12 protein-coding genes are annotated in these 12738 nt (G+C 35.1%); 3 read left to right on the top strand and 9 right to left on the bottom strand.

What is annotated here, in order from left to right:
- Positions 1-17: 17 nt before the first annotated feature.
- From cra to glnA, 8 genes are all read right to left on the bottom strand, one after another.
- Positions 18-1022, bottom strand: coding sequence for a catabolite repressor/activator (gene cra, locus ACYIAL_RS08715; protein ID WP_483751448.1), 1005 nt, complete (start codon positions 1020-1022; stop codon positions 18-20).
- Between the two features lie 190 nt (positions 1023-1212).
- A complete protein-coding gene (locus tag ACYIAL_RS08710; RefSeq protein WP_483751447.1) occupies positions 1213-1968 on the bottom strand; it encodes an iron ABC transporter ATP-binding protein in 756 nt (251 codons plus the stop codon).
- The gene (locus tag ACYIAL_RS08705; protein WP_483751446.1) at positions 1965-2936 is read right to left on the bottom strand and encodes an iron chelate uptake ABC transporter family permease subunit; all 972 of its coding nucleotides are present in this window, start codon (positions 2934-2936) and stop codon (positions 1965-1967) included. The genes ACYIAL_RS08710 and ACYIAL_RS08705 overlap by 4 nt, the downstream gene beginning before the upstream one ends.
- Positions 2926-3885 (bottom strand): ABC transporter permease, encoded by a 960-nt coding sequence (locus ACYIAL_RS08700; RefSeq protein ID WP_483748152.1) that lies wholly within the window; start codon positions 3883-3885, stop codon positions 2926-2928. Before ACYIAL_RS08700 ends, ACYIAL_RS08705 begins: the two co-directional genes overlap by 11 nt.
- 8 nt (positions 3886-3893) lie before the next feature.
- Positions 3894-4847, bottom strand: a complete 954-nt coding sequence (locus ACYIAL_RS08695; protein WP_483751445.1) for a siderophore ABC transporter substrate-binding protein — start codon at positions 4845-4847, stop codon at positions 3894-3896.
- 213 nt (positions 4848-5060) lie between these two features.
- Entirely contained in the window at positions 5061-6515 is a 1455-nt protein-coding gene (glnG, locus tag ACYIAL_RS08690) for a nitrogen regulation protein NR(I) (RefSeq protein ID WP_483751444.1), read from the bottom strand.
- Positions 6516-6526: 11 nt separating this feature from the next.
- A complete protein-coding gene (gene glnL / locus ACYIAL_RS08685; protein WP_174797850.1) occupies positions 6527-7576 on the bottom strand; it encodes a nitrogen regulation protein NR(II) in 1050 nt (349 codons plus the stop codon).
- 75 nt (positions 7577-7651) lie between these two features.
- Positions 7652-9061 (bottom strand): glutamate--ammonia ligase, encoded by a 1410-nt coding sequence (gene glnA / locus ACYIAL_RS08680; protein WP_174797851.1) that lies wholly within the window; start codon positions 9059-9061, stop codon positions 7652-7654.
- 536 nt (positions 9062-9597) lie between these two features.
- Between glnA and ACYIAL_RS08675 the strand changes: the two genes are divergently transcribed.
- The 3 genes from ACYIAL_RS08675 to gpsA are packed head-to-tail and all read left to right on the top strand — an operon-like array spanning position 9598 to position 11594.
- Positions 9598-10038, top strand: coding sequence for a rhodanese-like domain-containing protein (locus tag ACYIAL_RS08675; protein WP_174797852.1), 441 nt, complete (start codon positions 9598-9600; stop codon positions 10036-10038).
- A 25-nt stretch (positions 10039-10063) separates the two neighbouring features.
- Complete coding sequence (gene secB, locus ACYIAL_RS08670) at positions 10064-10537, top strand: protein-export chaperone SecB (protein WP_174797853.1); 474 nt, start codon at positions 10064-10066, stop codon at positions 10535-10537.
- A gap of 43 nt (positions 10538-10580) precedes the next feature.
- Positions 10581-11594 (top strand): NAD(P)H-dependent glycerol-3-phosphate dehydrogenase, encoded by a 1014-nt coding sequence (gene gpsA / locus ACYIAL_RS08665; protein ID WP_194240647.1) that lies wholly within the window; start codon positions 10581-10583, stop codon positions 11592-11594.
- Positions 11595-11664: 70 nt separating this feature from the next.
- On the opposite strand, the gene ACYIAL_RS08660 is transcribed toward gpsA, so the two are convergent.
- Positions 11665-12639 (bottom strand): ornithine cyclodeaminase family protein, encoded by a 975-nt coding sequence (locus tag ACYIAL_RS08660; protein WP_174797854.1) that lies wholly within the window; start codon positions 12637-12639, stop codon positions 11665-11667.
- Positions 12640-12738: the final 99 nt, after the last annotated feature.

The following is a 12738-nucleotide window of genomic DNA, read 5'->3' as shown; positions in this document are numbered from 1 at the left end:
TGGTGTCTATCAATATCTTAACGGCTTAAGCTACCTCGATAGATCAATCGCCTCGGAATTATTGTCGTACCTGATTGATAATTCTCGTTATGCAGATAGTTTAAAAACAATTTTATTGTTACATTGGCAACTTCTTTGTGATCTTGTGAAAGCGATATGACTTTACATGGCAAAAAGTCTAATAACTCATTATCACCAAAGGTAGCAATCGTTAAGGCTTCGGGTAGATGTCCAAATTTTCTTAAAATTGCATCAATACTTCCTTGTAATAAAGAAAAAGAAGTAGTAAAAATGCCATTAGGCATTTCATGGTTTTCTAACCATTGACTAAAGGCAAAATCAGCATCTTGACGACTATAGTTATTTGCATATAAAAAATCAATTTTACTACAATTATTAAATTTGATACCTTTAAAGCCATCTAGACGAAGTTGACTAACCGACAAGTTTGGTAAAGCCCCGATATAAACCACTGAATCTTTTACAAAGTTATTAAATGCTTGGGCCAGTGATTTAGAATCTTGTTTATCGGCACCTACAATATTTCTAAATTTAGATATAGATAATATTCTATCAAGTGCGAATAATGGAATCTTTTCGTTTTGCCAGTCGTCATAAAAAATATAATCCTGAGCAGAAACGAATGATGATGAAATAATCAAAGCATCTACTCGACGTTGCTGAAGATGCTTGACGCACTCTTTTTCGATTTGTGGATCATCTTCAGAACATGCTAGTAATAATTGATACCCTTCTTTTCTTACTAGTTGTTCTAAATAATTGGCAATGCGGGTGTAACTGTTGTTTTCTAAATCAGGAATAATAAAACCGATAGTACGTGTTTTACCGGCTCTAAGGCCTGCTGCTACGGCATTAGGTTGGTAATTATGCGCTTTTACCACCGACATGACTTTTTCAACTGTTTTGTCACTTACGCGGTACTTTTTGGCTTTTCCATTGATCACATAACTCGCTGTTGTTGTTGAAACACCAGCCAAAAGAGCGATTTGTTCTAATTTCATAATACCATCCCAACTAAATATAGTTAGTTATTTAACCTGAATCAAAATAATTTGTAAATATCGATTCTAATGTCTAATCAATAAGTTATCTGTATTTTACGTTTTATACAAAAAGCCTAAAGATAAAAATGACTAATCAAAAAAATAGGATTTCGTTAGATCTTACCAAAAATGATAAGTTCATTAATCATTAGTAATAAATAGCAATATTTTGATCATGGACATTTTCAATTTTAACTGGTGTATCAAATATATCTTCTAAAATAGTCGAATTCATAATTTGTTGTGGGCTGCCTTGGTATATTAGCTCGCCATTTTTCATGGCTAAAATGTAATCTGAATATACAGATGCAAAGTTGATATCATGAATAACAATCACAATGGTTTTACCCAGTTCATCGGCAGCACGGCGCAATTGTTTCATCATAGCAACAGCATGTTTCATATCGAGATTATTGAGTGGTTCATCAAGTAATACATATTCAGTATCTTGGCAAAGTACCATGGCAACATAAGCACGTTGCCGTTGCCCACCAGATAATTCATCTAAAAAGCGCTCTTTATATTCAGTAAGATCTAAAAAATCAAGTGCACGATTAATATGATTATAGTCATCAGCATTTAAGCGCCCTTTGGTATAAGGGTAACGCCCAAACCCGACTAACTCAAAAACAGTTAATCTACTGGTAAAACGGTTTTCCTGTCTTAATACAGATAAATAGGTAGCAAGCTTATCACTTGGTGTATTAACTACATCCATATTTTGAATTTTGATTTGCCCTTCGTCAGCGAATAAAAGTCGACTGATAATCGATAGTAACGTCGATTTACCCGCTCCATTTGGACCAATAATGGCAGTGATCCCACCTTGTGAAATTGTCGCATTGACATTTTTTAGTACAGGTATTGTTTGATAGTTTTTACTAACATTAGCTATTTTTATCACATCCTAACCTTTTTCAATAATAAGAAAATAAACAAAGAACCACCAATAAATTCAATCACAATGGATAATGCACCAACCATATTTAATACTCGCTCTAAGAACATTTGCCCACCAACAAGAAAAATAACGCCTAATAAAAAAGCAGTAGGAAGCAAAAAACGATGTTGGCTTGATCCACTAATACTATAAGCTAAATTAGCAATTAAAAGACCTAAAAAAGTAAACGGTCCAACTAATGCTGTTGATATCGATACCAAAATAGAAACTAGCAACAAAATAATAGTGATATTTTTTTGGTAATCAATACCTAAATTTATTGCATTATCACGCCCCAATGCTAGCACATCAAACTTGAATCGCATGCGCCATAAAAATAGACCAATAATAGCTGCAATCATTAATGAAAAGATAATCAATACAGGCTCTGCGCGTGTAAATGTCGCAAAAATACGACTTTGTAATACAGCAAATTCAGACGGCGTCATCAAACGCTGTAATAGATTAGAAAAACTACGGAATAATGTACCTAAAATTATGCCGATTAATAACACCAAATGTAAGTTTTGTTTGAGCTTGGTAAATAAACCTCGATACAAAAATAGAGAAAATAAGATTAATAAAAGTGATTCAAATACAAATTTGCCAATAGTACCGATATAAGGAATGCCTTGTGTATCAATGCAAAAGATCACAACAGTTTGAATCAGCACAAACAGAGATTCAAATCCCATAATTGAAGGGGTTAAGATTCGATTGTTGGTGACCGTTTGAAAAAGTAATGTTGACGTCGCAGCCGAAAAAGCAACTAGGATCATAGTTAGCACAATCCATGTTCGATGAACCAAAATGTAACTGATATTGCCCTTAAGACCAAAGGTCATAAAGCAAGTTACGCAAATTAGTGCAATAATAAACAATAAAAATACTCTTTTTTGGCATAAAGCACGGCGTTTTTGGTTAACTAACATGGCGTTTTCGACCCAACAATATTAAAAAAATAATAGCGCCAACCACGCCTAGAATCACACTAACTGGAATCTCAAATGGATAGCGAATAATGCGCCCAATGATGTCGCAAATTAAAACTAACCCACTACCAAATAAACAGATCCATGGAATAGTTTTACGGACATTGTCACCAAATAATAAACTAACAATATTTGGTACAATCAATCCTAAAAATGGTAAAACACCCACTACCACAACCACAATACCGCCAATTAATGCAATAACAATAAGTCCTGTCAACATAACAAGTCGATAATTAAGCCCAACATTAATTGAAAAATCTCGACCTAAACCAGCTACAGTAAATTGATCTGCACTCCAACAAGCGAGTAATGTCAATCCGCCGACCAGCCATAATAATTCGTAACGACCTTGTAAAACTCCAGAAAAATCACCCGATTCCCAACCACCAAGTGATTGTAACAAATCAAAATACATGGCAAAAAAAGTTGTAATTGCGCTAATAACTGCTCCTAACATAATACCAATAAGTGGTACCATCAAAGCAGATTTAAAGATGACTTTTCGAGAAATTGCCATAAAAATCATTGTACCAAGCATGGCAAATAAGCTGGCAACGACCATTTTAGTCATAACACTTGCACCAGGCGCTAAAACCATCATCACTAATAAGCCAAGACTAGCAGATTGAGTTGTACCGACCAACGAGGGTTCAACAAATCGATTTTGTGTTAACAGTTGCATAATTAAACCAGCAACACTCATAGCACTGCCAGCTAGTAATAAAGCAGCAGTTCTAGGCACACGGCTTACAAAAAAAATCTCGCGCATGTTGCTATCAGACCATAGCTCAAATAGCGTCACATGCCCTGCGCCAATAAATAAACTTATTGCAGCCATTATCAATAAAATGAAAATGCCTGCAATAATATAAAAGGACTTAATCATGTTTTACATCAATTTGTTGATGTTTTTTGTAAAGCTTCACTAATTTGATCTATCAAACGGCTATAAGTTTGAATACCGCCTGCAATATACATAGATGATGAATCTAAATAGATAATATGTTGATTTTGCCATGCCACTGTTTTTTCAATTAAGTCATTGCTTAGTACTTGCTGTGCAGATTGTGCTTCTTTATTACCAATTGCACTATCTCTATCTAACACAAACAACCAGTGCGGATTAACACTTAAGATAAATTCAGAGGTCACCGCATTACCATGGCGTCCAGCTTCTTGGAATGTGGTTGCAGGTTGAAAACCAAGTATATCAAACACAAAACCAAAACGAGATTTTGGACCATAAGCCGACATTTTACCGCCATTAACCATAATCACTAATGCACCTCCAGCAGTGCTTGTCTTTGGCTTTAATTTTTCAATCTTTTGATTAAAATCAGTAATAAGCTTTTTAGCTTCGTCTTGCTTATTAAAAATAGTGCCTAACTGCTCTGTTCGTTGAGTTAAACTACCTAAAAAGTCTTTTGGATCAATATCTAAAGAAATTGTCGGTGCAATGTCATTCAATTTTTTATAAGCATCATTAGCACGACCACCAGCAATAATAACATCAGGCTCAATTGTGCTTAATACTTCATAATTTGGTTCAAACAAGGTTCCAGCATTAGTATAGGTTTTATCACTATATTTAGATAAAAAATCAGGTAAATGCACATCAGATTGCGGAACAGCCGAGACAGGAATATTTAAAGCATCAATAATATCAAGCGTTGCAATATTAAAAACAACAACTTTTTTTGGATTTTCAGGTACATCGGTTTTGCCTTGAGCATGCTCAACGGTAATCGTTTTCGCTGGTATTTGCTGTTCTTTTTTATTGTCACATCCAACCAAAACAAGTAATACGGTAAGTAAAACTAAAAATTTCACTTTGATATATGAATACATTATAACTCCTAATTATCAGCCGAATAAAAAACAAAAAACGATAATTATAATAATTATCATTTACATTATGATTGTAACCAAAAAATAGGTAGGGTTCAATGAACTTTAAGTGTTTAGCAACGCAATATGCCATAAATGGCATAAATAGTAGTGATATGAATAAGTAGATAAAAAAGCTATTGATTCATTCAATAGCATAATTAATATTGATAGTTAGAGATTTTTATTGCGATCTAGCGATAAATCTTTAAGTTTTCGAGTCAATGTATTTCGCCCCCAACCTAATAGATAAGCCGCTTCTTGTTTATGGCCTCGTGTAAAATTAAGTGCACTTTTTAATAAGATATGTTCAACATCGTTTATTGCCTCAGTCAAAATACCGCTTTTACCCTCCGTGAGCGCTTGTTTTGCCCATTGTTCTAGTAATACTTTCCAATCGGTTTCTTGTTGAGCAAAGTGGTTTTCGTGCATGGTAATATTTTCATTTGTGACCATTGTTTTTGTCGTTGATAATTGCAACAGTTCTGGTGGCAAATCTTGAACTAAAACCTCTTGATTTGAGGACATTACCGTCACCCAGCGACAAGTATTTTCAAGCTGACGCACATTACCAGGCCAATTAAATCGACATAAAACACTTAATGCTTCGGGACTCAATATTTTACCATCAACACCTAATTCTTTCGCTGTAGTATGTAAAAAATGTTCGGCAAGTTTTGGAATATCCTGCGCTCTATCCCGTAAAGGAGGAAGCACTATACGAATCACATTTAAACGATGAAATAAATCATCTCTAAATTTACCTTCTTTTACTCTTGTTTCTAAATTTTGATGTGTGGCGGCAATAATGCGCACATCTACTTTTACTGGCGAATAACCACCAATACGATAAAACTGCCCATCGGCAAGCACTCTTAATAATCTAGTTTGTACATCAAGTGGCATATCACCAATTTCATCTAAAAATAAAGTCCCGCCATTAGCTTGTTCAAAACGCCCATGTCTAATTTGAGCCGCACCAGTAAATGCGCCTTTTTCATGCCCAAAAAGCTCAGATTCAATGAGATCTTTAGGGATTGCCGCCATATTTAATGCAATAAAAGGTGATTGTGAACGAGGGCTATGGGTATGTAATGCCTTAGCAACCAACTCTTTACCCGTTCCTGACTCACCATTAATTAATACGCTAATAGATGATTTAGATAATCGACCAATAATACGAAACACGTCTTGCATTGAAGGTGCCTCACCAATAATGCCAGTTGATGCTTTCGCGGTTGTATTATTGCTGGTTTTGTTATTTTGAGTTTGTAAAATAGCTCGTTCTACAAGCTGAATAACTTCGTCGACATCAAAGGGCTTAGGAATATAATCATAAGCCCCTTTTTGATAAGCATTTACTGCCGCATCAAGATCTGAATGCGCAGTCATAATAATTACTGGTAAATTTGGCATTTGCTCTTTCACGTGATGAAGCAATGTTAAACCATCAAGCCCTGGCATTTTAATATCAGAAATCAATACAGCTGGTTTTTGCACATGTGCATCTAATGCATCAATAACCTCTTGACCACTGGTAAAACTGACACAGTTGAAATGAGCATTCGCTAATGCTTTTTCAAGTACCCACCGAATAGAACTATCATCATCAACAATCCAAACATTCATTTTAATTTACCTCACTGCCTAATTGGCAAATAGACAGAAAACGCTGTATGCCCAGGCCAACTATTAAATTCAATTTTACCGTGATGTTGATCAACAATATTATGTGCAATCGAAAGCCCAATACCTGTCCCTCCTTCATAGCCACTAACCATAGGATAAAACAAGGTATCTTGTATGTGAACAGGAACACCCGGTCCATTATCTTCAATATCAATACGAGCACAAAGCCGATAACGCTGGCCATGTAAAGTAACCTGAAAAGCCGTTCTTGTTCTAATGGTAATTGTGCCAGCTTTAGAACCAATAGCCTGTAAAGCATTACGAACAATATTCAAAATTACCTGCTCTATTTGTTCAGAGTCATGAGTTAAATCCGGTAGACTAGGATCATAATCACGCAGAATTTCAATATTGATTGGTTTTTCCAAACACAACAAAGCATAGATTCGTTCTATTGCTTGATGAATATTTTGTTCTTTTTGGTGTAATCGCTGTTGTGGACCTAACAACCTATCAACAAGATTTCTTAGTCTATCGGCTTGTTCAATAATAATTTTTGTGTAATCTTGTAATTCGTTTTTTGGTAATTCTCGTGATAATAATTGAGCTGCACCTCTGAGCCCACCTAGTGGATTTTTAATTTCATGAGCAAGTCCTCGAACTAATTCACGAGCAGCACTTTGCTGAGCTTGTTGTAATTGTTCTTGGCTAAGGCGTTTATGATTATTTAACGGCACCATTTCAATTAATATTCGACCATTACCTAATAGTTGAGCTGTCAGCGATAAAATATGTAACTCATTATTAATAACTAAATTGACTTCATTATCTGTAAAACCTTGATTTTGTGCTAATGCACTAAGCATCAAATCAATATCTAAAGAGAAATACCCCAATAAATCGGGAAGATAACTTTCTAATAATTTTTTAGAACTTTGCGCTAATAACTGCTGTGCAGCAGTATTGGCATAGAGAATATTGAGTTTTGTATCAAGTAATAAAATACTTGTAATCATAGAATCGAGAACAAGATTAGCATCAGATTCATTATTAAATGTCATCGTTGGATTTCCGTCCTGATTAGAAACCACCGCCAACAAGCGGTGGGTAAAACGTTAAGTTATATAAAAAATAATTTATAGGCTATAGTACAATTCAAATTCAACCGGATGTGGCGTCATACGTACACGATCAACATCTTGACGTTTTAAATCAATGTATGCATCAATAGTATCATTAGTAAAGACATTACCACGCGTTAAGAATTCACGATCTGCATCTAATGCATTAAGAGCCTCTTCAAGCGAACCCGCGACTTGAGGAATTAATTTAGATTCCTCTGGTGGTAAATCGTATAAGTTTTTATCCATCGCATCACCAGGGTGAATTTTATTAATAATACCATCTAAACCAGCCATTAACTGTGCAGCAAATGATAAGTATGGATTACCTGCTGGATCTGGGAAGCGAACCTCAATACGGCGTGCTTTAGGGCTAGTCACAACAGGAATACGAATTGACGCAGAACGGTTACGTGCAGAATAAGCAAGCATAACTGGCGCTTCATAACCTGGTACTAAACGTTTATAAGAGTTAGTTGCAGGGTTAGTAAATGCATTGATGGCTTTCGCATGTTTGATAATACCGCCAATATAGAATAGTGCCATTTCTGAAAGACCCGCATATTTATCCCCAGCGAATAAATTTACGCCATCTTTCGCTAATGATTGGTGACAATGCATACCTGAACCATTATCACCAAACATCGGTTTTGGCATAAAGGTCGCTGTTTTGCCATAAGCATGAGCCACATTTTGTACGACATATTTATAGATTTGCACTTCATCAGCTTTTTTAGTTAGCGTATTAAAGCGACAGGCAATTTCGTTTTGACCCGCAGTTGCCACTTCATGATGGTGAGCTTCAACCACTAAGCCAAGTTGCTCCATAATTAAACACATTTCAGAACGGATATCTTGCGATGAATCAACGGGTGGAAGTGGGAAATATCCACCTTTTACGCCTGGGCGATGCCCTTTGTTGCCTTCTTCATATTTTGTACCAGAATTCCATGCTGCTTCAATATCATCAATATGCACAAAACTACCAGACATTGGCGAACCAAAACGGACATCATCAAATAAAAAGAATTCTGGTTCAGGTCCAAAAATAACCGTATCAGCAATACCTGATGATTTTAGATACTCTTCTGCACGTTTAGCGATTGAACGTGGATCACGATCATAACCTTGCAACGTTGCTGGCTCTAAAACATCACAACGGATATTTAATGTCACATCTTCAAAAAACGGATCGATAACAGCACTTGATGTATCAGGCATTAACACCATATCTGATTCATTAATACCTTTCCAACCTGCAATTGATGAACCATCAAACATCTTACCATCTTCAAAAAAATCGGCATCAATTTGACTAACAGGAATTGTAACGTGTTGTTCTTTACCTTTTGTATCAGTAAAACGTAAATCAACAAACTTAACATCATTTTCTTTAATTAGTGTTAAAACTTTTAGTGTAGACATTTATATTCTCCATTAAGAACAAATAATTTAATTATTCTGTATAAAAAGCAATTTTTAAAGATAATTGGCTATATTCATCTATATAAAATAAATTGTATGCAAAGATTATGCCAATTTTCCAACGATACATTTATGAAGCAAACGCTAAAAATAGTAACATGGATCCCAATATTGCACCATAATAGTTAGATAAGCACCAATCTGATGCACCAAAATCATTCATGATACTTTCACTGCCGTTTAACCGTCTAAATCGACAATATTTACACTTGAATCAATGATACATTACCATGCCGTAGTGGCAATCATCTATATCACTCTCAGCAATCACAGACTAAACAGAAAAAATAATAAAAATAGTAAGATAGGTACCTTAAATTGCATTAAAAATTTGCCTTATATCAGACATGTTTTACAATCTTTTAAAATAAAACAATTTACTATAAATCAATTTTTCAATTATTGGCACTATATTTCATCACGCAATATCGCTATAATCTCTCCTTATATTGAAAAAACTAGGTAATTATACAAGTATGGACTTTATCACTCTCGAAATGCTGCCTTTTATAAAAAATCATCTTTTACTTTCTGTAGGTTGGGTTGTGTTGTTTGTTGCAATTATTGTACTAACCATCAAAAGTAAACTATCTAAGGTTAAAATCATCAATAATGCTCAAGCAATCCATATGATTAATAAGCAAGGAGCTGTTATTGTTGACATTCGTTCTGCAGATAGCTTTAAAAAAGGACATATCACTGATTCTCACAATATTTTACCTATCGATATTAAAAATGCGAGCGCAAAAACAATTGAAAAATTTAAAGAAAACATCGTTATTTTGATTGATGAAAATGGTTTATCATCAGCAGGTATAGGTGAAATACTTGTTAAACAAGGTTTTTTAAATGTCTTTACATTAAAGGACGGTATTGCTGGATGGAACGGCGAAAATTTACCACTGGTTAGAAAATAATATTATTTAAAAATAAGGTTTTATCATGACAGAACAAAACAATACACAACAACCCGAAACACAGTTTGCTATTCAACGTATTTATACCAAAGACGTATCATTTGAAACTAACAATGTTCCTGAAATTTTTACCAAACAATGGCAACCTGAGTTGAATCTTGAATTAAATTCATCTTCACAAGTATTGAGTGAAAATGTATACGAAGTTGCGCTTCGTGTCACAGTGACAGTAAAACAGCAAGACGAAGTTGCATATATTTGTGAAGTGACTCAAGCTGGTATTTTCTCACTTATTGGATTCGACGAAGGTCAAATTCAACATTGTGTTGGCGCTTATTGTCCAAACATTTTATTCCCTTACGCGCGTGAAGTTATTTCGAGTTTAGTCAATAAAGGGACATTCCCGCAAGTAAATTTAGAGCCGGTAAATTTTGAAGCGTTATTCATTAATTATCTTCAACAACAACAGCAAGCTGAACCTACAGAAACATTGCAATAATTATTGTCTTTTAGTGAATTAACAATACATTTATTGGATTATTATGAAAAAAAATGCTGCAGTAACAGTAATTGGCGCAGGATCTTATGGAACCTCTTTAGCTATTCTACTGGCACGAAATGGTTACTCAACTTTATTGTGGGGACATAACCCAGATAAAATGACCATTTTGCAGCATGATAGGCAAAATAAGCAATTTTTGCCAGATATTCATTTTCCAGATCGATTACAGATTGAAAGTGATTTAAAAACAGCAGTTTCAGCCTCACCCATTTTGCTTATTGTGGTACCTAGTCATGCATTTGCAAGCATTCTAATTCAAATCAAACCATTTTTACGCCAAGATACAAAAATTGTTTGGGCGACAAAAGGGCTTGAAGTGGATACAGGTCGATTACTACAGGATGTAGCGAAGGAAATTCTAGGCGATAAAATTCCACTAGCGGTTATCTCTGGCCCAACATTTGCCAAAGAAGTCGCTTCTGGATTACCTACAGCGGTAACTGTGGCATCAACAGATGAACATTTTTTAAATCAACTACAAACATTATTCCATTGTAGTAAAAGCTTCCGAGTTTATAGCAGTAAAGATTTTATAGGTGTGCAACTTGGTGGTGCAATCAAAAATGTGATCGCCATTGGTGCTGGATTATCTGATGGTCTTGGATTTGGGGCCAATGCAAGAACAGCATTAATTACGCGTGGACTTGCCGAAATGATGCGATTAGGGGCAGTATTAGGCGCAGATCCTGCAACCTTTATGGGAATGGCTGGACTAGGCGATCTGGTTTTAACCTGTACCGATAATCAATCTCGTAATCGTCGTTTTGGCATGTTACTTGGTCAAAACAAATCAATTCAAGAAGCGCAAGAAGCCATAGCTCAAGTTGTTGAGGGTTGTAAAAATACAAAAGAAGTTTGGTTACTCGCCCAAAAATATCATGTTGATATGCCAATCACTGAACAAATTTATCAAATCCTTTATGAGCATAAAGATCCAAAACAAGCAGCGATGGCATTACTCGGACGTTCACAAAAAGCAGAACTAAAAAGCTAGTTTTATACTAAAACACCTAGTTACCTGAAACTTTTTGACAAAAAATCACCATAATTCTAACAAATAATTACTATAAATACGTACCTATTCCTTTTTCTTTGGCTTTAAGATAGATATCGTAACCAATATACACATCTAATACTGCGGTTCCAACCGTTTTAAACAACGTAATTTGTTGATCATTTTGCCGACATTGAGTTGGGTCTAGCACTAAATCTCCTAACTCCAAAAAGTCATCTTTCGATACTAATTTTTGTTTAATTGGATCAATAATATCACCGGCTTCAGCAAACACCCCTTCTTTGGTATCAACCACTCGAATATTAGCTTTCTCAACAATGTTCTTTGGAATTTCGTGCATCTCTGGTGTATAAGCACCTATACCATTAATATGTGTACCGGGTTTTACTTTATCGCCATTAAACGTTACAACTTTTGATGTTGTCACCGAAGTAATGATATCAGCTTGGCTAATGTCTTCATCCAAATTCTGTGAAAAATAAAAATTAGTTGAAAAATGGGCAAAACGGTGTTTCATATCATCAGTAAATTTTTTTGCTTTTTGCATATCAATATCAAAAATAGCTACATCATTAAGTGAGCGGACAGTTAACATTGCTTCTAATTGGGATATCGCTTGCCCGCCAGTACCGATCAACACAGCTCGACTGGCATCTTTACGAGCCAACAAATCAGTTGCCGCACCTTGAACGGCACCTGTACGAAGCTGAGTGACAAAGGTACCATCTAATATGGCACAAACTTCACCTGTTTGTGGATCTAACATTAAAACTTGAGCAGGAACTGATGGTTTGCCCAATTTTGGGTTGTCAGGAAATACGGAGACAATTTTGATACCCACAATATCGCTACCTTTAATATGTGCGGGCATAAATAAGCATTGACCTTTTTGCATATCAAAATTGATTCGTAATGGTACATCACTGTTTCCTTGGGTATAGATTTTCAACGCTTGTTTATCCGCTACTATCGCTTCTTTCATGGTATAAAATTTTTCAATATCTTTGTGCGTTAAAATGAGCATGCTTGTTCCTTATTAGTTTTTCATATTTATTTTACACTTTAGTATCTATTATCTATTTTTTAAATCAAGAATCATTGTTAATTAAAACTTAACTATATA

Source organism: Gilliamella sp. X-57 (assembly GCF_057063565.1).
The sequence above is the reverse complement of the archived record's forward strand: the minus strand, read 5'-3'. Positions and strand labels throughout refer to the sequence as shown.